The organism is Rhodococcus sp. BE178 (genome assembly GCF_050433545.1).
Lineage (GTDB): Bacteria > Actinomycetota > Actinomycetes > Mycobacteriales > Mycobacteriaceae > Prescottella.
Window position 1 is genome coordinate 720,684 of the sequence record NZ_JBNPXA010000001.1, and the last position, 20,770, is coordinate 741,453.

The window sequence follows — 20,770 nt, forward strand, 5'->3', positions numbered from 1 at the left end:
CTGGCCCGACACCGAGCCGACCGCCGCCACGGGCCGGGAATGGAGCCGTCCACGACGTCACGGGTGATACCTTGACCCGGACATCACGTACGCACGAGTAGGACCCCGCGTACCCGGCGGCTTGATCATGGGAGATCAGAGATGGCGAAGTTCCTTGTCCCCGGCATTGCCAGCGCTGTGATCGGTGCTGTCGTCGGCGCCGGCGCCATCCTCGGCATCACCGCAGCCGTCGAGGACAACACGCTCCCCGACATCGACCGTTCCGGTAACGCCAACTCGTCTCTGCTGAACCAGGTTGAGTACGGCAGCCGCTGAACCCGCTGGTATCGCGCGTTCCCGCACCTCCCCCTCGTCCGGCGGTTCCGCCGACGGGGGGCTTTCCGTCGAACCCTCGACTGAACCCCTGACCCGGCGCTGGCTGATCGGCGCCGGGTTCGTCGCGTTGATCATGTGCCTGCTGCAGTCGCCGGGCCTGACCGTCGCCGACACCAAGTACGACCTCACCGAGAACCCCATCGGGTTCCTCGCCCGCGCCGCCCACCAGTGGAACAGCCAGGCGCCGCTGGGGCAGGTGCAGAACCAGGCCTACGGCTACTTCTTCCCGCACGGCGCCTTCTTCGCGTTCGGGGAACTGCTGCACATTCCACCGTGGATCACCCAGCGGTTCTGGTGGGCGCTGCTGATCGTCGCCGGCTTCTGGGGTGTCATCCGGGTCGCCGAGGCCCTCGGCATCGGCAGCCGCAGTTCCCGCATCATCGCGGCCGTGGCCTTCGCGCTGTCGCCGCGCGTGCTGACGACGATCGGGTCGATCTCGTCGGAGTCGCTACCGATGATGCTGGCCCCGTGGGTGCTGCTGCCGGTGATACTCGCGACCAGGCCGGCCGGGCCGGGATCGCGCAGCCTGGGCCGGCTCGCCGCGCAGTCGGCGCTCGCGGTCGCGCTGATGGGCGCCGTCAACGCCGTCGCGACCGCGGCCGCGTGCCTGATCGCCGGGCTGTGGTGGATCGCGCACCGCCCCAACCGCCGCTGGTGGGTGTTCACCGCATGGTGGATTCCGTGCCTGCTGCTGGCGACACTGTGGTGGATCGTCCCGCTGCTGCTGCTCGGCCGGGTGAGCCCGCCGTTCCTCGACTACATCGAGTCGTCGGGCGTCACGACCCAATGGACGTCGCTCACCGAGGTGCTGCGCGGCACCGACAGCTGGACCCCGTTCGTCTCCCCCGAACGCGTCGCCGGCACCGTCCTGGTCACCCAGCCCGTCGCCGTCGTCGCGACCGGCCTGATCGCGGCCGCCGGGCTGGCCGGGCTGTGCATGCGGTCCATGCCCGCGAAGGGCCGGCTGACGCTGATCCTGCTCGTCGGCATCGCCGGACTCGGCGCCGGCTACGTCGGCGAACTCGGCTCCCCGATCGCCGAGCAGGTCCGCGCCTTCCTCGACGGCACCGGCGCCCCGCTGCGCAACGTCCACAAGCTCGAGCCGCTGGTCCGGCTGCCGCTCGTCCTCGGCCTCGCGCATCTGCTGGCCAAGGTCCCGCTGCCCGGGTCGGTGCCGCTACGACGCTGGCGCAGCGCGTTCGCGCACCCCGAACGCGAACCGATCGTGGCCCTGACCAGCCTGCTGCTGGTCGCACTCACCCTCACGACGTCGCTGGCGTGGTCCGGCCGGCTGGCCCCGCGCGGCGCATACGACGAGGTGCCGTCGTACTGGCACGACGCCGCGCAGTGGCTCGAGGACAACGCCGCGGGCAGCGGCGGCGACGGTTCCGGCGCGGACGCCGAACGCGCGCTCGTGGTGCCCGGCGCCCCGTTCGGCTCCCAGGTGTGGGGACTGACCCGCGACGAACCACTGCAGCCCCTCGCGTCGACGCCGTGGGCGGTCCGTGACGCCGTCCCGCTGGTCCCGCCCGGCGCGATCCGCGCCCTCGACTCGGTGCAGCGCCTCATCTCCGACGGCCGCCCGTCCGACGGACTCGCCGACACCCTGCTCGCCCAGGGCATCCGGTACGTCGTGGTCCGCAACGACCTCGATCCCGAGACGTCGCGCTCCGCCCGGCCGCTGCTGGTGCACCAGACGGTCGACGGCTCGCCCGGCTTCGAGAAGGTCGCGCAGTTCGGCGACGACATCGCCCCCGAGACCGCCGAGGACGTGGTCGTCGACGGCGACCTGCGTCCCGGGTACCCGGCGATCGAGATCTACCGGGTCACCGCGCCTGGCGCCCCGACACCGCCCGCCGGCCCGTACACCGTCGACCTGGACCGGGTACCCGTCGTGCAGGGCGGCCCCGAGTCACTGCTGCGGCTCGCCGAGAACGGCACCGTCACCGGGCCGGCGCTGCTCGCCACCGACGCCACGCGCGCCGGGATCGACGACGGATCGGTCACCGTCACCGACACCCCCACCGACCGCGAGACGGACTTCGGGCAGGTCGACAACCACAACTCCGCGCTGCGCGGCCCCGACGACCCGCGTCGCACCTACAACGCCGTCCCGGACTATCCCGTCCCGGACGCGCCGCTGGTGCACGGCGAGTGGTCCGGCGCGACGATCACCGTGTCGAGCGCGGCGTCCGACGCCACCCAGCTGGGCGGCACCGCGCCGGGCAGCGGTCCGGCCGCCACCGTCGACGGCGACCCGGCCACCGCGTGGCTCAGCAACGGACTCGAGACCGCGCGCGGCCAGTGGCTGCGACTGGACTTCGACACCCCGATCACCCGCGGCATGCTGCACCTGACGACCAGTCCGGCGGCGTTCGGACCACCCGTCAAGTGGCTGCGGATCGAGACGCCGAACGGCTCGACGTCGGTGAAGGTCGACAAGCCCGGCAAGCCGGTCGACGTGTCGCTGCCGTCCGGCACCACGCCGTGGCTGCGGATCCTGGCCACCCACACCGAGGACGGCTCGCCCGGCTTCCAGTTCGGCATCAGCGATCTCACCGTCGACGACTATTCGAGCGGCACCCCGGTGCCCGTCCCGATCGTGCACCGCACGGTGCTGCCCCCGACGCCCGACGGCGCCGCGGTGCGCGGCTGGGATCTGGGCCAGGAACTTCCCGGACGGTCGGGCTGCGCCGAGGGCCCGGACCGGGTGCACTGCAGCGGATCCCTGGTCCTGCCCCCGGAGGAACCGGGCACGTTCACCCGGACCCTGTCGGTGCCCGAGGCCGCCGCCGTCACGCCCGAACTGACGCTGCGGCCGCGTCCCGGCGCCGCACTCGAGGCGCTCGTCGCCGACCCCGGTGCGGTGTCCGCGCACGGACCGTCCGACGGTGTCGAGTTGCGCGGCACGGCGGGCGCCGCGGTGGACGGCGACGTCGCGACGTCCTGGACGGCCCCCTCGGAGACCGCTGCCAGGGCCAAGGGCAAGGGCGGGTTGCCGACCCTGACGATCCGGCTGCCGCAGCCGACCCTCGTCACCGGGCTGACGGTGACGCCCAGCCCCGGCAACCTGCCGGCGTCCCCCAGCCGGGTCGCGGTCAACCTCGGGGACGGACCGCAGACCCGCGACCTCGACAACGACGAGGACCCGTCCGCGCCGCAGACGATCTCCCTCGAACCGCACGTCACCGACACGATCGTGCTGACCCTCGTGCGCTGGCACGAGGTGCTCGACCGGACCGCGCTCGGCTTCCTGCAACTGCAGCCGGCCGGGCTGTCCGAGGTGGCCGCGCTCGGCGAGGACGGCCGCCCGGTCGCGGGGACCGCGACCGCGGCGGCCGACCGCACCGTCACGGTGGGTTGCGATGTCGGGCCGACCATCTCGATCGGCGGCACCCTGGTGCGGACCTCGGTCACCGCGACCGCCGAACAGTTGGCGGCGGGACTGCCGGTGACCGCGACCCCGTGCGCCCCGGCCTTACCAGCCGCGCTGCCCGCCGGCCGTCAGGACGTGGTGGTCGCGCCCGGACCGGCGTTCACCGTCGACAGCCTGCGCCTCGACGCGGCCCCGGCCGCGCCCGCCGCCGCGCCCGCCTCGCCGACCGTGGGCCGGTGGACCGAGAACCTGCGCGAACTCGACGTCGCCGCCGCCGACACCGACCAACTGCTGGTGGTGCCCGAGAGCACCAACAGCGGCTGGATCGCCACCGCACCCGACGGCACCGAACTGCAACCGGTGATCGTGAGCGGGTGGCAGCAGGGCTGGATCGTGCCCGCCGGCACGGACGGCGTCGTGACGCTCGAGTTCCCGACCGATCGCTGGTACCGCGCCGGGATCGCGTTCGGCCTCGCGCTGCTGATCCCGCTGCTGCTCCTGGCCCTGGTCCCGCGGCGGCGCACCCGCGACCTCGGACCCGCGCCGCGACCGTGGCGGAGCGTCGTCGCCGCTTCCCTCGGGGTGGTGGCCGTCGCGACCGTCGTCGCCGGGCCGGTGGGAACCCTGGTCACCGTCCTCGTCGCGGCCGCCGCGCTGGGACTGTCACGGTGGCGTGGACCGTCGTTCGCGGCGCGGGTACTCGTCGGCGTCGCGGGTGTCTCCTCGGTGCTCGCCGCCGTCCTGCTCTCGACCGGGCCGTGGCGGGCCGCCGACGGCTACGTCGGGCACTCCTTCCTGATTCAGCTGTTCGCGCTGATCGGGGTGGTCTGCGTGGGCGTCTCCGCGTTGCCGCTGTCGCGCTCACCGATGTGGCGCCGCCTCTCCCAGCGGTGGACCGCCCGGCGGGACGGCTCCTCCACCAACGCGTAACTGGCCGACGCGACCGCGATGCTCAAAACCGTCGTGACGACGAGGACGAACACGAAGTTGCCGTTGAACGGTGCGATGCCGAACATCGGGAACACGATCGACAGCACCGCGAGATGCCAGATGAACAGGCCGTAGGACCAGCGTCCCACCGCCAGTGCCGCCGGACTCGCCAGGATCCGGTGGCGGTGCCCGCCCAGGACGAGCGGCGCGAGCAGCGCGAAACTCATCACCGCACCCAGCGCGATCTTGGTGGCGTACTGCCAGGGTTCCGGCCGCACCAGGCCCTCGGGTCCGGCCAGCCACGTCGTCGACACCCCGAACGCGACCGCTGCGATCGCCGCCATCGCGACCCGGTGCTGCGACAGGCGGTGCACCCACGTCCCGCTCACCATCGCGAGCTCGGCCAGCAGCATCCCGGCGGCGAACCACGGGATGTAGCCGGGCAGCCAGTTGTCGTGGTGGATACCGTCCGGGGCAGGGATCGGCAGGAACGCCCACACCAGGCTCACCGTCGCGGTCGCGAGCAGGACCGGCACCCGGAAGCGGGCCGCCGGGCCGCGCAGCCGCACCAGGGCCAGCGCGACGATCGGCAGGATCAGGTAGAACGCCACCTCCACCGACAGGCTCCACAGCTGCGTCATGCCCTCGGTGAGCGTGAGCGGCACGAACACCTGGATCAGCGCGAGATTCGCGACCCACACCTTCCAGCCGCCGCCGGCCGCCGGCAGGAACAGCAGGACCAGACACACCAGCACCCAGTACGCGGGCAGGATGCGTGTCGCGCGGGAGATCCAGTACTTGACGATGGTCGGCGGGGTCCCGAGTCCGCGGGCCGCGGCGGCGTGCGGACGCCACAGCAGAAAACCCGACAGCGCGAAGAACACCGCGACCGCCAGATCGAACCGCCCCCAGATCCGGCCGACGACGGGATCGCCGACCGCGCCGGTCTGGAACGCCACGTGCGTCACCAGCACGCCGAGCGCCGCGGCTCCGCGCATGCCCTCGAGCGCGGGAAGGAAAGCCCGCGGATTGCCGACTGGGGCCGGGATGTCGAGGTGGGAGCTGTTCATCGTCGTTCAGTGTGCCCGGACCGCCCACGAATCCGAAAGAGCACACCAGGAGCGACGGGAACGCGACCGAAATCGGTGCGCTGACGCAAATGGGACAACGGGACTGTTAGTGTCTGAGCTCACGTGGTGTCAGGTTCGAAGGCACCGTGCGACCCGTGCAGCGGGCACGCTGCCGGTGGGGGTATCTCAATTCCGAACATTGAGTTAGGAGACAGCATGGCCGAGCGTTCAGGCCCGAGCCGGATACTTGCGTGCATTCTGGTAGGCCTCGGGACCTTCCTGCTGGCCGTGGCAGTCCTCATTCCCGCGTACACCGTCGACAAGCTCAAGAAGACGCCGCTCGACCTCGAGGTCACCACCGTCGCCACCGGCAACGGTGACGTGCTCGACTCCAAGGCCCTGCTCGCGGGCAAGGCCGAGGTCAACACGAACGTGCCGATCGTCGCGCAGCGCTACGTCATCACCGAGCAGCCGTCCGACGCGGACGTCATCTCGCTGCAGGCCGGCCAGTCGGTGATCCGCACCGACAAGCAGGGCGACAGCGGTCTGCTGACCGCGACCGTCGACCGCGTCACCGCGGACCGCGTCAGCTCGATGCCGGTCGAGCCGCCCGTCGGCACCATCCAGACCGCGTCGAACGAGCCGGCCGAAGAGGTGTCGCACACGGGTCTGCAGTACAAGTGGCCGTTCGATGCGGAGAAGAAGAGCTACCCGTACTTCGACCTGAACTCGCGGAGCACGCAGGACATCAATTTCGTTGAGGAAACCGAGATCAACGGAATGAAGGTGTACCACTACAACCAGAAGATCGAGCCCGTCGATCTGTCCAAGGTGGTGCCGGCGCCCACCAACAAGTTGACGCTGCCCGCCGCCACCTGGGGCGTCCCCGGCGACCAGCAGCCGGTCACGATGGTCCGCTGGTACCAGAACGAGCGCGATATCTGGGTCGATCCGGTCACCGGCGTCGTCATCAAGGGCCAGGAGAAGCTGTACCAGTACTACGCCCGCGACAAGGCCAAGCCCGAGGTCACCGTGCTCAAGGTGACGCTGCCGTTCGACGAGAACACCATCGAGTACCAGATCGGCCAGGCCAAGGACGGGCAGGACAAGCTGTCGCTGTTCGGCCGCACCCTGCCGATCGTCGCCGGCATCCTCGGCGCCATCGCGCTGATCGCCGGCATCGTGCTCGGCCTGCGCGGCGGACGCGGCAACAAGGGCGCCACCGCCGGTGGTCCTGCGAACCCGCCCACCGGATCCGGCCAGGCGCCCAACGGCGACCACGACTGGACGTCGGACAAGACCGAGGAATTCCCCACGGTCAACATGGACAAGGGCGGTTTCACCGAGCCGCCGCGCCAGCAGTGACCGGCGCTTCCTGACGAAGTAGCGAACCCCCGCGCGGATCACCGCGCGGGGGTTCGTTCGTCCCAGGGTTCCTGTCTCGCAAGCGGTCACATGGTGAGGACCATGCGATAGCGCGCGCGTCCTGCGACCGTGGCGGAATAGGCGTCGGCGGCATCCGCCAGGGGGCGTTCCTCGATTCGGGCACGCACCCCCGACAGGACCGCGAACCGCATCGTCTCCTCGACGTCGCGGGCGGTACCGGACGCGTGACCGTTGACGCTGATGCCGGGCAGGACCAGCTGTACCGGGCTGATCGGCAGCGGCTCCGACGGGACGCCGATCACGACCAGTTCGCCCTGCGGACGCAGCCCGCCGACCGTGTCGGCCATCGCCTGCGAGTTCGCCGCGGTCGCGAGCACCACCGTCATGCCGCCGAGTGCCCGCAGGGCCTCGCTGACGTCGCCGGCGGTGGAGTCCACGTAATGGTGGGCGCCGAGCGCTCGGGCGTCGTCGCCTTTACCGGCGCCACGGGCGATTGCGATCGTTTCGAAGCCCATCGCCCGGGCGAACTGCACACCGAGGTGGCCGAGGCCGCCGACCCCCAGGACGGCGACCCGGTCGCCGGGCATCGCCTTGGACTTCCGCAGCGCGTCGTACGTGGTGACACCCGCACAACTCATCGGTGCCGCTTCCGCGAAGGACAGTTCGTCCGGAATCCGGGCGAGCGCATTCGCCGGCGCTGTCACGGACTCGGCGTAGCCGCCGGGATACTGCCAGCTCGGCACCTGCAGGTTCTCGCAATAGACCAGGTGCCCCTGCCGGCACGGGACGCACCGGTTGCAGCAACCGCCGAACCAGCCGACCGCGACCCGGTCCCCGACGCTGTAGTTGTCGACGCCGGCACCGAGTTCGGCGATCGTCCCGGCGATCTCGTGGCCGGGTGTGAGCGGCCAGGACATCCCGGGGAATCCGCCCTCGACGAATCCGTGGTCGGTACCGCAGATTCCGCAGGCGGCGACCGCGATGCGTACATGATCGCGTTCGGGAGACTTGGTCTCGACGTCGACGAGTGTCAACGGTTCACCGGCGGACTGGACGTGCACTGCTCGATGAGTAGGCATCTGCGTCCTCACGATGTGTGGTTGTCCCGGACTATCGGGGCCACCTTCCAGTCAAACTCTCCGGTACGGCCCGAGGCAAGGGGTCATTGCGCCGGGACGTCGTCGCTGCGGGCGCTCCGCAACGCGAGCACGGCCGCCGTGCAGGCCGTCAGCGTCGCCACGGAGGCCGCGACGACGACGAACTGACGGACGGTGTCGGCGACGGTGAACATCAGCACTGCCTCGACCGCCAGGCCCACCCACGCGACGATCGCGAGATGCGTGCGCTCCCCCGCGATCGCGGACAGCAACGCGCCCTGCAGCACCGCGAGCGCCGCACCGTTCAGCGCGAACATCCACAGGATTCCCTGGACCGGCGCGTAGTCGTCGCCGAACAGCATCGTCGCTATCGGCGCGACCACGGCGGCGCCGATCACCAGGAGCGCCCCGAGCCCGGTGAGCACGGCCAGCGCGGACCGCACCGCGCTTGCCGAGTGAACCGGATTCGCCATCCGCGGGTACAGCACCACCCCGATTGCCTGCGGCAGCCAGAACGCGGCCTTGGTCGCGACCGCGCCCGCCGCGTAGATGCCGGCTTCGGCCTCGGGAAGCACGACGCGTGCGATCAGCAGGTCCACCGACGACAGCGCGATCATCGCGAGCTGCACCTGCGACGCGCGGAGCACCGTGCCGACCCCGACGCCGGCGCCGCCGACCACGCGCTCGCCCCGTCGCCGCTCGAGCAGTCGCGCGACGACGACCATCACGGCGGTCCCGACCGCCCCGGCGAGCAGCATCGGCCCCGGTCCCCCGCCGATCGCCAGCACCGCGACCGCGGGCACCACCTTCGCGACACCGGCGCCGGCCAGCACGACGCTGAGGTCGGCGAAGCGGCCGGCGCCCTGCAGTAGGCCCTGTTCGGTCGCCAGCAGCACCAGCAGCGGGGCCGCGACGAGAGCCCACAGCGTGGCGGTCAGGCTCGTGTCGAGCGCCCACGAGATGCCGGGTACGAGGAGCAGGGCGATCGCCGCGACGATGGCCGCGCAGCGGTATCCGAGGGCCCGCAGCTCGGTGTGGCCCTTGCCGTGCACCAGCTCCCGGGCCACGACGCTCTGCAACGCCAGGGCGGGCACCGCCAGCACCAACTGGGCGGCGAGCAGACTCGCGAATTCTCCGTACGCGGACGGCCCCAGCCAGCGCAGGGCCAGCAGCTGCAGCACGTAGGCGGCGAGGTTCGCCGTCATCGAACCGGCCGTCACCATCGTCATCCCGGCGACAGTGGAGCCGGTGAGGGATTGGCGTGGCATCCGCTCATGATGCACCACGTAAGGTGCCGCTCATGACGGCACGGCGGACGACGCTCACACGCGCCGCGCCGAGCCTCTACAGCCTGGCGCTGACCGGGCTGATCCTCGGACCGCTGCTCGGCCCCGGCTACCTGCTGCTCCGCGACGCGGTGAGCACACCGCGGTCGTACCTCACCGATTCGGCGCTGGGCCTGACCGACGCCGCGGCGCGCGCCGTCCCGCAGGACTGGCTGATCGCGGTGCTCAGTTCCGTCGTCGACGGCGGTGTCGTGGTCAAGGCGATCCTGTGCGCGGCGCTGTGGCTCGCCGGCTGGGGTGCCGCCCGGATGGTGGCGGTGCTGCTTCCGGGGTCAGGCCTGGGCCCGCAGCTGGTGGCGTCGACGGTGACGCTGTGGAACCCGTACGTGGCCGAGCGTCTGCTGCAAGGACATTGGAGCCTGCTCACCGGATACGCCGCGTTGCCGTGGGTCGTGTGCGCCGCCGTCGCGATCCGGCGCGGACGCCCGGGCGGCTGGTGGTCGCTGACGCTGTGCCTCGCCGCGGCGGGCCTGACGCCGACCGGCGCGCTGCTCGCGGTGGTCGTGGCGCTCGCCGCCCTCGCGGCGCCCGGCGGCAGCGGACGCGCGCCACTGCGGCTGCTGCGGACGGGGGTCCTGTTCGTCGCGGTGTCGGCGCCGTGGCTGATCGCGACGGCCGGTTCCGGCAGCGGCGGGACGTCCGACCCGGCTGGGGTGGCGGCGTTCGCGTCCCGCGCCGAGCCGGGCCTCGGCACCCTCGGCAGTGTCGCGGGGCTGGGCGGAATCTGGAACTCCACCGCCGTCCCGGGCTCGCGCACGTCCCTGTGGGCGCTGGTCGGGACGCTACTGCTGCTCGCGGTCGTGGGCTGCGGGCTGCCCGCGCTGTGGCGGCGTCGGCGCCATCCGGTGATCGTCGCGCTCGCGGTCCTCGCCGCCGCCGCGGTGCTGCTGCCCGCGCTCGGCGCGACGGGCTGGGGGCTGGCCGTCGGCGAGTGGGCGGTGGTGCACGTGCCGGGGACGGGGCTGCTGCGCGACACCCAGAAGTGGGTGGCGCTCGCCGCGCCGCTGTACGCACTGGCCGCGGCGGCCGGGGTGCGGACGCTGAACACCCGGGCGCCGCTGCCCGGTGCGGTCCCGGTCACCGCGATCGCCGCGGTCGTGCTCGCGCTGCCCGACCTGGTGTGGGGTGTCGGAGGCGCGCTGCAGCCGGTGCAGTATCCGGCGTCGTGGCAGCGGGTGGTCGAGACCCTCGAGGCGTCACCGGAGCCGGGCGATGTCGCGGTGCTGCCGGCCGGGATGTTCCGGAAGTTCCCCTACAGCGGCGACGCCCCGGTGCTCGATCCCGCGCCGCGGATGCTGCCGGCGGACGTGCTGCAGACCGGACAGCTGGTGGTGGGGCAGGCGTCGGCGGTCGGCGGTGAGGGCGCGCGGGCCTCGCGCGTCGAACAGTTGCTGCTGACGGGGGCGTCGCCGAAGGAACTCGTCGAGGAGCAGGTGCGTTGGGTGCTGGTCGAACGCACCACCCCGGGCCCCCTCGGCGACTCGCAGCACACCCTCGACGATCTCGAAAAGACTTGGGAGGACGACGAACTCGCGTTGTACCGGGTTCCCGGCGAGATCACGGTCGGTGCGACCGGGTCCGCGCGGGCGGTGTCCACGGGCGCGCACCTGCTGTGGGCGGCGCTGCTAGTGGGCGGCGGTCTCGGCTTCCTGGAGTCGCGGCGGCGCAACCGTGCCGGTTTCGGAGCCGGCGATGAGCCCCGACACGTGCCGCCCGGCGGCTGACGCGGCCAGTACCGCGTACACCCCGGACGCGGTCTGTGCCCACGAGAACTCGGACGCCCGCAGCCGGGCCTTGTCGCCCAGCTCGGCGCGCAGTTCGGCGTCGAGCAGCAGCGATTCGACGGCGGTCGCCAGCGCGGGCACCGCGGCCGCCCGATCCGACACAGCGTCGTCGGAGTCGCCGCCCACGAGCAGACCGGTGACGCCGTCGATGATCGAGTCGGTAAGTCCCTTGGAGCTGCGGTAGCCGACCGTGGGGACACCGTGCTGGGCGGCCTCGATCACTGCGAGTCCCCAGCCCTCCTTGCGGGACGGCATCACGTGCACCCACGAGCGCGCGAGCAGTGCGTGCTTGCGGTCCTCGGGCACGTGTCCGTGGAACGTGACGGCGTCGGCGATACCCAGCTCGTGGGCCCGTTCGCGCAGGTTCTGCTCCCACCAGCCGCCGCCGACGACGTCGAGGTGCAGCGCGGGAATGGTCCGGCGCAGCGTCGCGACGGCGGCGAGCGCGTCCTCGATCTGCTTGTGCGGCACGAGCCGCGACAGCACGCACACACTCGGATGCGCGGTGCGGGTGTGTCCGCTCCCCGGCTCGACGCCGGCCGGGATCGCGTCGGCGCCGTTGCGGACCACCGCGATCCGCTCGCGCTCGACGCCGAGGTCGGTGAGCTCGTCGGCCGACGGCAACGACACCGTCAGGTACTGGCTCTCCCGGTGCACGCGCGGCGACAGCCGCGACTCGATCCACCAGCCGACGCGCCCCATGAGTCGACCGGCGACCGGCCACTGCTCGCGGTGGCAGTGGTGCACCAGCACGGTCACCGGCGCGCCGGACACGGCCTTCGAGAAGAAGGGGATGCCGTTCTGGGTGTCGAGCACCGCGTCGGGGCGCAGTCCGGCGAGCGGTCCGAGACCGAGACGGCCGGCGACGATCGCGCCGAGCGCCCGGGGGTACACCGTCAGCCGCTCGCCGCCACGACTGATCCGGACACCGTCGACGATCTCCTCGCGCGGGGCACCCGGGTAGCCCGCGGTCCGCAACGTGACCTTGATGCCGCGTCGAGCGAGGCCCGCGCCGACCTCCTCGAGGTACCGCTCGCTGCCACCGCCCTGGGGATGCCCGGTGTCGCGCCAGCACAGCAGGAGAACCTCTCGCACGTGCGTGCCCCCTTACTGGCTCGGACCGTTGCCTGCGACACACCTTATCGGCTGGACGCGGCCCGCCCTACCGTCAAGCAGTGGAATCCGGCGAACGGGAGCGCGGTATGTCCGATCGATAAGGTTCCTCCCGTGACTCCCGCCCGCGCACGCCGTCTCGTCCCCACCCGCGCACCTCGAGTGACCCGGCATTTCGCCCGCCGCGCAACCCTGAAGCGGTCGGTCGGGCTGCTCAGCGACTTCCGGTACGAGCAGACCGACCCGGACCTGTTCTACGGCGCCCTCGCCCGCGACTCCGTCGAACTGATCGGCGATCTCTATCGCGGCCTCACCGACGCGGACCTGACCGGCACGACGGTGCTCGACGTGGGCGGCGGCCCCGGCTACTTCGCGGACGCGTTCGGGCAGGCCGGTGCCCGCTACATTCCGGTGGAGCCCGATCCGTCGGAGATGCACGCGGCGGGCCTGACGGTCGGCGACTCGATCCGCGGCTCGGGGCTGGCGCTGCCGATCCGCACCGGATCGGTGGACGTGTGCTTCTCGTCGAACGTCGCCGAACACGTGTCGCAGCCGTGGGTGATGGCCGAGGAGATGCTGCGGGTGACGCGCCCCGGCGGGCTGATGGTGCTGTCGTACACGCTGTGGTGGGGCCCGTTCGGCGGGCACGAGACCGGCCCGTGGCACTACCTCGGCGGCGAATACGCGGCCCGGCGCTACAAGCGCAAACAGGGCAAGGAACCCAAGAACCGTTACGGCATCTCGCTGTTCGACATCGGTGCCGCGGACGGGTTGAGGTGGGCGAAGGACCAGACCGGCGGCGACGTCCTGGACGCGTTCCCCCGCTACCACCCGCGCTGGGCGTGGTGGATGGTGAAGATCCCGGTGCTGCGCGAACTGCTGGTGAGCAACCTGGTTCTCGTGGTCCGCAAGCGCTGACCCTCCGGTCGCCGTACGAGGTGCGGGCGCTCCGACGGGGAGAACCGGAATCGGCAGGACGAGCCGCACAGGGAACTACGCTCGGGATCATGACCGCACTCGCGCTCGATGTCGGCGGCACCAAGATGGCGGCGGCGCGGGTGCTGCCCGACGGCTCGCCCGATCATCGGGTGACCGTCCCGACGCCGCAGTCCGGGGTGTGGGACGCGTGCGGCGCGCTGCTCGAGCGAGCGGCCGGCGGCGAACCGATCACGTCGGTCGGCATTGCGTCAGCGGGGCCGGTCGACACCACCGCGGGCACGGTCGCGCCGGTCAACATCGCCGAGTGGCGGGACGGCTTTCCGATCGTCGACGCCGTCCGGACCCTGTTCCGGTCCGCAACCGTGCGTCTCGCGCTGGACGGGGCCGCCGCCGCTCTGGCCGAGCACCGACTGGGCGCGGGCCGAGGCACTCCCGATCTGCTGGGCGTCGTCGTCTCGACCGGGGTGGGCGGCGGCGTGATCCGCGGCGGCCGGATCGTGGGCGGACGCACCGGCAACGCGGGCCACGTCGGACACATGGTGGTGCCGGGCGGCGCCGAACAGTGCGGATGCGGGGCATTCGGCTGCCTCGAGACCGTCGCGAGCGCTCCGGCCGCGCTGCGGTGGGCACGGACCAACGGGTGGGACGGCGCCACGGCTGCCGATCTGGCCGTCGACGCAGCGCTGGGAGAACCCACCGCGGCCGACGCCCTCGAACGGGCCGGCACCGCGCTGGGACAGGTGTTGGCGTCGGCGGCAGCGTTGCTCGACATCGGCCTCGTCGTCGTCGGCGGCGGTTTCGCGCAGGCGGGCCCCGCGTTGTGGGATCCCATGATCGCGGCGGCGGCGCGGCACGCACGGTTGTCCTTCCTGCGCGACCTTCGGCTGGCGCCCGCCGATCTCGGTGTACTCGGCACCCTCACCGGCGCCGGGCTGCTTGCAACGGACGGCGTCTGACCTGCGATCGGACCTCGCCTATTCCAGTTGGCTGTAACGTGTTCTAGTGTGACCCAGGGCACTCCACAAGAGCGAGGAATGGACTGATGACCGACTACGACAAACTCTTCATCGGCGGACGATGGGTCGCGCCGGCCACCGACCAGCGGTTGGAGGTGTTTTCCCCCGCTACCGAAGCGCGCGTGGGCAGTGTCCCCGTCGCCGCTCCGGCAGACATCGACGCCGCCGTCGGCGCAGCACGCGCGGCCCTCGAAGCGGGCCCGTGGGCCGAGACCACACCGGCCCAGCGTGGCGAGATCCTCGCCAAGGTCGCCAAGCTCATCGAGGAGCGCAGTGCGGAGCTGATCTCCACCATCTCCGACGAGATGGGCGCGCCGGCATCGGGCGTCGAGGTGATGCAGAAGACCATGTCGCTCGCGACCCTCAACTACTACGCCGGGCTCGCCACCGAGTTCCCCTGGGAAGAGGTCCGCACCGGGCCGTTCGGCCAGAGCAAGATCTACCGCGAGCCGGTCGGCGTCGTCGGCGCGGTCATCGCATGGAACGTGCCGCTGTTCCTCGCGATCAACAAGCTGGCTCCGGCCCTGCTCGCGGGTTGCACCGTGGTGCTCAAGCCGGCGCCGGAGACTCCGCTCAACGCCAACATGGTCGCCGACATCTTCACCGAGGCCGGCCTGCCCGAAGGCGTGCTGTCGATCGTGCCGGGCGGCGCGGAGACCGGCGAGTACCTGGTCTCGCACCCCGACGTCGACAAGGTCACCTTCACCGGCAGCACCGCCGTCGGCCGCAAGATCGGCGCGATCGCCGCCGAGCAGCTCAAGCGTTGTTCGCTCGAGCTGGGTGGCAAGTCGGCCGCGATCCTGCTCGAGGACATGGACGTCGCGGCGACCGTCCCGATGCTGGTGATGTCCGGCCTCATGAACTCCGGCCAGGCGTGCGTCGGCCAGACGCGCATCCTCGCGCCGCGCTCGCGCTACGACGAGATCATCGAGGCCATGGTCCAGACCGCCGGGTTCATGCCGGTCGGTCGTCCGGCCGACGAGGGCGCGACGCTGGGCCCGCTCATCACCGAGAAGCAGCGCGACAAGGTCCTCGGCTACATCGAGAAGGGCAAGGCCGAGGGTGCGCGCGTCGTGCTCGGCGGCGGCGCCCCGGCCCACCTGGACACGGGCTGGTTCGTGGAGCCGACGATCTTCGCCGACGTCGACAACTCGATGACGATCGCCCGCGAGGAGATCTTCGGACCGGTTCTGTCGGTGATCCCCTACGACACGGTCGACGAGGCCGTCAAGATCGCCAACGACTCGGAGTACGGCCTGGCCGGTTCGGTGTACACCACCGACATCGAGAAGGGCATCGAGATCGCCAAGCAGATCCGCACCGGCACGTACGCCATCAACTGGTACGCGTTCGATCCCGGATGCCCGTTCGGCGGCTTCAAGAACTCCGGCATCGGCCGCGAGAACGGACCGGAGGGCCTCGAGGCCTACTGCGAGCTCAAGTCCGTCCTGATGCCCCCCGGCTACACCGGATAGGCATAGAGGCACGATCGACATCCGTCAGGCGCGGTCCGAGAACATCTCGGGCCGCGCCTGACGCGTGTGGGCGCTACGCCAGGTTGATCCACACGCCCTTCGTCTCGGTGAACTCGTCGATTGCGTTGGAGCTCATCTCACGGCCCCAACCGCTGGCACCGAATCCTCCCCACGGGGCGGCCGGATCGAGGAACGGCAGCATGTTGACGAACACGCTTCCCGCGTGGATCGACGCGGCCAGGTTGTGGGCGGTCGTCAGGTCCTTCGTCCAGATGCAGGCCGCGAGCCCGTAGTCGGTGTCGTTCGCGCGTGCGGCGAGCTCGTCCTGATCGTCGTACGGCAGGATCGACAGGACAGGTCCGAAGATTTCTTCGCGCGCGATCGTCATCTCGTCCGTGACGCCGGTGAACACGGTGGGGCTGTAGAAGTTTCCGGCGGAGAGATCACCCTGCAGTCGCGTCCCACCGGTGACGAGCTGTGCCCCCTCGGCGATACCCGACCGGACCAGCCGATCGACATGAGCAGTGTGCTCGGGAGACGTCAGTGGCCCGATGACGGTCTCGGGTGACATGCCGGGGCCGACGGGCAGCGCCGCGGCGGCTGCCCCGATCTTCTCCGCGAACTCGTCGACCCGCTTGGAGTCGACGAAGAAGCGGGTGTAGGCGGCGCAGACCTGTCCGCTGTTGAGCAGCGCCCCTTGCAGATTGCCGGCGACCGCCGCGTCGATGTCTGCATCCCGGGCGATCACGCTCGGCGCCTTGCCGCCCAGCTCGAGGGTCACGCGCTTGAAGTTCGACGACGCCGCCACGACGATCTTGCGACCGACCTCCGTCGACCCTGTGAAGGAGACCTTGTCGACCCCGGAATGCGCACTGAGGGCTGCACCGGCCTCGGGACCACCCGTCAGGCAGTTCACGACGCCGGGTGGGACACCGGCCTCGACGCAGATGCGGGCCAGCGCCACGGTGGTCATCGGAGTCTGCTCGGCCGGCTTGAGAATTACGGTGTTCCCGCATGCGAGGGCCGGCGCGAGCTTCCACGCGGCGATCATGAGCGGGAAGTTCCACGGGGTGATCAGCGCACACACGCCAATCGGTTCACGGCGGGTGTAGTGCATGGTGCCCGGAATCGACACCGCGGACGTGTGGCCCTCGATCTTGGTGCACCAGCCCGCGTAGTACCGGAACACGTCGGCCGCCATGGTCAGGCTGACGGTCTTCGCGACACCGAGTGGCTGCCCCTGATCGCGAGTCTCGAGCTCCGCGAGCGCGTCGGCGTCGCGCTCGATCAGATCCGCGATCCGCCACAGCAGCCGCCCTCGTTCGGCCGGAGTCATGTTCCGCCAGGCCGGATCGGCGAACGCCTCGCGGGCCGCGCTCACCGCCGAATCCACATCGCTCGTCCCTGCGTCGGCGACGACGCCCACTACCTCGCCGGTTGCCGGATCGCGCGTTTCGAACTCGCGGCCGGAATCGGCGTCGACCCATCGGCCGCCGATCAGCAGCCGTTCACGTGTAGTCATGAATCTCCTTGATAGCAATGGGAATCGATCAACGGCTCGCTCCGGGAGCTCGGTCGCGCGCGGGCGGGGTGCCTCCGCCCCGGCATGAGCACCCCGCTGCGTCGAGCAATGTCAGCAGAAGAACAGGTCGTCGCTGAGGCCGACGTTCAGCCCCCGGTAGCCGCCCGTATAGAACAGCAGTGGTGCACCGTCGCGGTACTCGAGGTGTTCCACTTCCCCGATGAAGAGGGTGTGGTCACCCGCACGGTGCCGATCGACGATGCGGCAGCCGATCTCGGCGAGCCCACCAGGAACGAAGACATGTGCTCCGTACTCGGCGAACTCGATTTCGAGGCCCGACTGATTGCGGCCACCGAAATGTCGTGACGTCGCTTCCTGATTCGCGGCGAGCAGTGTCACCCCGTAACGGTCCCCCGCCTCGAGATGCCTTGCCATCGAGCAATCTCCGAGCGAGACCAGGACGAGCGCGGGCGTCAGGGACACCGACATGAAGCCGTTGGCCGTCATGCCGTGGACGCCGCCCTCCGTCCTGGCGGTGATGACGGTGACTCCGGTAGCGAAGCGCCCCATGGCGTCTCGGAATGCACGCGGGTTCGGGGTGGTGCCCGGTCCGAGGTTCGCGGAGGATCTCACGATGTGCTCCGAGTCACCGGGTCGCCTCGACCGCGAAATGGAGCAGGTGCGCCCCACCGGTGGCATAATTGCCCGTGTCCTCGGCTACGCGACGGCCCACCGGCGAACCGAGCGCCCGCTCCATCGCTTCGCGTGAGTCGAACTCTCCCTCCCACACCGCGAAATACGGGCTGGGATCCCCGACTCCGGCGACGTCCAGGCTGTAACGCATGCCGCGCAGGCCCGGTAGTTCCGCGGCAAGGGGAAGATGGTTGTCGACATAGTACGCGCGGAAGTGGTGCGGATCCTGCGGCTGCGGATACAGAACCATTAGTCGATGCATGCTTCGTGGCCTCTCTACGCTGTTCTCGTGGAAGCGATTCCGTGCCGTGCCAGGAATCGGTCCGTGCGGTCGGCGGTGGCGAGGATCTGCCACTGGCGATCGGGGTGGTCGAAGTTGTGCGTGAATTCGTCTGCGATGGCCTTGTCGGCGCTCATCGCCGCGAACAACCGCTGGATATGGTCGGCCGGCGGCGCCAGCATCAGGTTCGTCCACTGCGCGGCACCGAGGACGACGTCCGCCCGGCGCGATGCGACGCGCCGGCAGAAAATCTCGTCGAATCCGAGATCCTCGATGATCTCCTCGCCGGCGATCCAGGAGGAGTGGGACGCCGAGTTGGCACCTTGCCCCAGCAGCGGGTCGACGACGCTGTGGACATCGCCGATCGCGAGCGCGAACTTGCCGCCGGGGAGTCGCGCGTAGTCGGCGCGGACCGTCGGCACCAGCGCGCCCTGGAGCAGGTCGATCGATCGGTTCACTCCGAACTGTGCCGGGTCGACGCGCTCGAACGTCGTCGGGTGATGCTTTGCGAGCGCTTCGAGGACGGTCTTGTCGAACGTCGTCGGATCGTCCTCGTACGACATCTTCGACAGGACTTCGAGGTCGCCACCGGGGACGTTCTCGAACAGCAGCGCGGTGAGGAAGCCCTCCTCGGTGAACATCGGGATCTCGAGCAGGTCGCCATGGCCGGGCGAGGAGCTGATCGTCACACCACGCGGCTCCGACTGCGCGATGCCTCGATACAGTCCAACGCTGAGTAGTCGCTGCGGGGTGTCGTACGGGCTGTATTCCAGCCTCCGCGGGAACATCGACGCGAATGCTCCACGACCCGCCGCGACGACGATCAGGTCGTGCCGGTCGGCGATGGGTTCGACGTCCTCGGCCTGCAGCATGCGGACCTCGATCTTGCCGCCACGGTTCTCGAATTCCTCGGTGAGTCGGGGAATGTAGAGCCGGTAGTCGATCGCACTCGACCAATTGGTGAAGTCGCCGCTGAACGACAGGGGCTGATCACCGCCGATGTAGTGGTGGTGGCACGAGTACCCGTACATCTCGACGGGCCAGTAGTGAACGCCGAGCATACGTTCACGCTCGAGCGTCGGTCCGTGGTGCGCCACACTGTTGAGCAGGCGTCCGGACGCAATCTGCTTGGCGGTCTTGTCGGTGTAGATCGTTACCGGGATGTCGTGCTGGCGCAGCTGGAGTCCCAATTGGAGGCCTCCGATACCCGCGCCGATGATTCCGATGTTCGGCATACGTGAGTGCTCCTCTGCGAGCTGGTGTCCTGCAGGAGAATTCGAACTCCTACTGTTCATACGATCGCAGTGAGAGCGGGGAGTCGTCATGGCTTGCAGGGAACAGTCTTTGACGATTCGCGCACACCGTCAGAGCGGCATTCGGACCACCGCCGGGTCGGCTATCGCCCGGAGGACCGGTACAGTTCGCTGGGGCTGACACCGAAGTGTCCCTTGAAGACTCGGCTGAAGTGCGCACCGTCAGGAAGTCCCCAGCGGGCGCCGACGGCACTGACCGAGAAAACGTCCCTGTCCGAGATCAGGTCGCGTCGACACTCTTCGAGTCGACGTTCTCGAATCCACTTCGCGACCGACTGACCGTCTGCGGAGAAGATCTTCTGGAGGTAGCGGGTGGACACGTGAACTGCCGCCGCGACGGCATCGGTACAGAGATCCGGATCCGAGAGGTTCTGGTCGATGAAGCACTTGGCCTCCATCAGCAGCGCGTCGGCTCCGCGGCATTCGCGTTCACCGAACTGGTCGTTCAGTAACGCCGACAGAAGATCCACCACCGCGTCGGCCATCGGAAGCGCAGAGGGGGCGCTGTCGTCGCGGAACGTCTGGCGGATCAGCCGGGACAGCAGCGGACCGACGAGTGCTCCGAGGTCGTCGTCACGTCGGACTCCGCGGGCCAGGATCGCATCCATCGCCGCACGCGACACCCTCAGGCGCTCGCGCGGGAACATGAAGACCGCCATATCGGTCGACGTGGTGAAGGCCATCGAGTAGGGCTTGTCAGTGTCGTACAGGGCGAAGTCGCCGGGACGCAGGACCACCTGCCGATCACCCTGGGAGAGGACGGCGTCCCCCTCGAGCTGCAGGCCGAGCTTGTAGTACCCCCGCTCGCTCGCGGCGATCATCGCCTTGCTGCGGTGCACGGTGTGCGGTCCGGCAGTGACGCGCGAGACCACGGTCGCGCCGAGCGTGCTCATCCGCACGTTGCCGCCGAAGTCGGGCGACGTCGTGTCGGCGCTGAGAGGAACATAGAGCTGGGAAACCAGCTCCCGCCAACAATCGACCCGCAGTTCGGGTGCCACCCCGTCGGTTCCGAGGGTGCATCCTGCATTGGAAGCGGATAAGCCGGACAATGCGGT

Annotated in this window: 15 protein-coding genes and 1 pseudogene; 7 read left to right on the top strand and 9 right to left on the bottom strand. The window is 70.3% G+C overall.

The window, feature by feature from the left end:
- Positions 1 to 141: 141 nt before the first annotated feature.
- Complete coding sequence (locus J2X34_RS03340) at positions 142 to 315, top strand: DUF2613 domain-containing protein (protein WP_114723333.1); 174 nt, start codon at positions 142 to 144, stop codon at positions 313 to 315.
- Entirely contained in the window at positions 296 to 4,681 is a 4,386-nt protein-coding gene (locus tag J2X34_RS03345; RefSeq protein ID WP_429516117.1) for an alpha-(1->3)-arabinofuranosyltransferase domain-containing protein, read from the top strand. Before J2X34_RS03340 ends, J2X34_RS03345 begins: the two co-directional genes overlap by 20 nt.
- A gap of 71 nt (positions 4,682 to 4,752) precedes the next feature.
- On the opposite strand, the pseudogene J2X34_RS03350 reads toward J2X34_RS03345, so the two are convergent.
- Positions 4,753 to 5,751, bottom strand: a pseudogene (locus J2X34_RS03350) (acyltransferase family protein); the annotation flags it as partial.
- 216 nt (positions 5,752 to 5,967) lie between these two features.
- On the opposite strand from J2X34_RS03350, the gene J2X34_RS03355 reads away from it, so the two are divergent.
- The gene (locus tag J2X34_RS03355; protein WP_114723331.1) at positions 5,968 to 7,116 is read left to right on the top strand and encodes a DUF3068 domain-containing protein; all 1,149 of its coding nucleotides are present in this window, start codon (positions 5,968 to 5,970) and stop codon (positions 7,114 to 7,116) included.
- Positions 7,117 to 7,202: 86 nt separating this feature from the next.
- Here J2X34_RS03355 and J2X34_RS03360 read toward each other — a convergent pair whose 3' ends face one another.
- Positions 7,203 to 8,216, bottom strand: coding sequence for an alcohol dehydrogenase catalytic domain-containing protein (locus tag J2X34_RS03360; RefSeq protein ID WP_114723368.1), 1,014 nt, complete (start codon positions 8,214 to 8,216; stop codon positions 7,203 to 7,205).
- An 83-nt stretch (positions 8,217 to 8,299) separates the two neighbouring features.
- Positions 8,300 to 9,502: a polysaccharide biosynthesis protein gene (locus tag J2X34_RS03365; protein WP_429516118.1), complete on the bottom strand. Its 1,203-nt coding sequence runs from the start codon at positions 9,500 to 9,502 to the stop codon at positions 8,300 to 8,302.
- Positions 9,503 to 9,534: 32 nt separating this feature from the next.
- Between J2X34_RS03365 and J2X34_RS03370 the strand changes: the two genes are divergently transcribed.
- Positions 9,535 to 11,304, top strand: a complete 1,770-nt coding sequence (locus tag J2X34_RS03370; protein ID WP_429516119.1) for a hypothetical protein — start codon at positions 9,535 to 9,537, stop codon at positions 11,302 to 11,304.
- Here the strand turns inward: J2X34_RS03370 and J2X34_RS03375 are convergent.
- The gene (locus J2X34_RS03375) at positions 11,206 to 12,459 is read right to left on the bottom strand and encodes a glycosyltransferase family 4 protein (RefSeq protein WP_429516120.1); all 1,254 of its coding nucleotides are present in this window, start codon (positions 12,457 to 12,459) and stop codon (positions 11,206 to 11,208) included. The genes J2X34_RS03370 and J2X34_RS03375 overlap by 99 nt on opposite strands.
- A gap of 180 nt (positions 12,460 to 12,639) precedes the next feature.
- On the opposite strand from J2X34_RS03375, the gene J2X34_RS03380 reads away from it, so the two are divergent.
- From J2X34_RS03380 to J2X34_RS03390, 3 genes are all read left to right on the top strand, one after another.
- Entirely contained in the window at positions 12,640 to 13,395 is a 756-nt protein-coding gene (locus J2X34_RS03380) for a methyltransferase domain-containing protein (RefSeq protein ID WP_429516184.1), read from the top strand.
- A gap of 89 nt (positions 13,396 to 13,484) precedes the next feature.
- Positions 13,485 to 14,372, top strand: a complete 888-nt coding sequence (locus J2X34_RS03385) for an ROK family protein (RefSeq protein ID WP_114723326.1) — start codon at positions 13,485 to 13,487, stop codon at positions 14,370 to 14,372.
- A gap of 86 nt (positions 14,373 to 14,458) precedes the next feature.
- Complete coding sequence (locus tag J2X34_RS03390; protein WP_114723325.1) at positions 14,459 to 15,907, top strand: aldehyde dehydrogenase; 1,449 nt, start codon at positions 14,459 to 14,461, stop codon at positions 15,905 to 15,907.
- 73 nt (positions 15,908 to 15,980) lie between these two features.
- On the opposite strand, the gene J2X34_RS03395 is transcribed toward J2X34_RS03390, so the two are convergent.
- From J2X34_RS03395 to J2X34_RS03415, 5 genes are all read right to left on the bottom strand, one after another.
- A complete protein-coding gene (locus tag J2X34_RS03395) occupies positions 15,981 to 17,429 on the bottom strand; it encodes an aldehyde dehydrogenase family protein (RefSeq protein WP_429516121.1) in 1,449 nt (482 codons plus the stop codon).
- Between the two features lie 111 nt (positions 17,430 to 17,540).
- Positions 17,541 to 18,062 (bottom strand): flavin reductase family protein, encoded by a 522-nt coding sequence (locus J2X34_RS03400; RefSeq protein ID WP_258558072.1) that lies wholly within the window; start codon positions 18,060 to 18,062, stop codon positions 17,541 to 17,543.
- A gap of 13 nt (positions 18,063 to 18,075) precedes the next feature.
- Complete coding sequence (locus tag J2X34_RS03405; protein WP_309473104.1) at positions 18,076 to 18,372, bottom strand: EthD family reductase; 297 nt, start codon at positions 18,370 to 18,372, stop codon at positions 18,076 to 18,078.
- Between the two features lie 26 nt (positions 18,373 to 18,398).
- Positions 18,399 to 19,637, bottom strand: a complete 1,239-nt coding sequence (locus J2X34_RS03410; RefSeq protein ID WP_429516122.1) for a styrene monooxygenase/indole monooxygenase family protein — start codon at positions 19,635 to 19,637, stop codon at positions 18,399 to 18,401.
- Positions 19,638 to 19,798: 161 nt separating this feature from the next.
- Positions 19,799 to 20,713 (bottom strand): helix-turn-helix domain-containing protein, encoded by a 915-nt coding sequence (locus J2X34_RS03415; RefSeq protein WP_258558071.1) that lies wholly within the window; start codon positions 20,711 to 20,713, stop codon positions 19,799 to 19,801.
- Positions 20,714 to 20,770: the final 57 nt, after the last annotated feature.

Bases quoted from the DNA above. Each gene is read 5' to 3' on its own strand.
- J2X34_RS03340 (WP_114723333.1), top strand. From the start codon at position 142: ATGGCGAAGTTCCTTGTCCCCGGCATTGCCAGCGCTGTGATCGGTGCT.
- J2X34_RS03355 (WP_114723331.1), top strand. From the start codon at position 5,968: ATGGCCGAGCGTTCAGGCCCGAGCCGGATACTTGCGTGCATTCTGGTA.
- J2X34_RS03360 (WP_114723368.1), bottom strand. From the start codon at position 8,216: ATGCCTACTCATCGAGCAGTGCACGTCCAGTCCGCCGGTGAACCGTTG.
- J2X34_RS03365 (WP_429516118.1), bottom strand. From the start codon at position 9,502: ATGCCACGCCAATCCCTCACCGGCTCCACTGTCGCCGGGATGACGATG.
- J2X34_RS03370 (WP_429516119.1), top strand. From the start codon at position 9,535: ATGACGGCACGGCGGACGACGCTCACACGCGCCGCGCCGAGCCTCTAC.
- J2X34_RS03385 (WP_114723326.1), top strand. From the start codon at position 13,485: ATGACCGCACTCGCGCTCGATGTCGGCGGCACCAAGATGGCGGCGGCG.
- J2X34_RS03390 (WP_114723325.1), top strand. From the start codon at position 14,459: ATGACCGACTACGACAAACTCTTCATCGGCGGACGATGGGTCGCGCCG.
- J2X34_RS03395 (WP_429516121.1), bottom strand. From the start codon at position 17,429: ATGACTACACGTGAACGGCTGCTGATCGGCGGCCGATGGGTCGACGCC.
- J2X34_RS03405 (WP_309473104.1), bottom strand. From the start codon at position 18,372: ATGGTTCTGTATCCGCAGCCGCAGGATCCGCACCACTTCCGCGCGTAC.
- J2X34_RS03410 (WP_429516122.1), bottom strand. From the start codon at position 19,637: ATGCCGAACATCGGAATCATCGGCGCGGGTATCGGAGGCCTCCAATTG.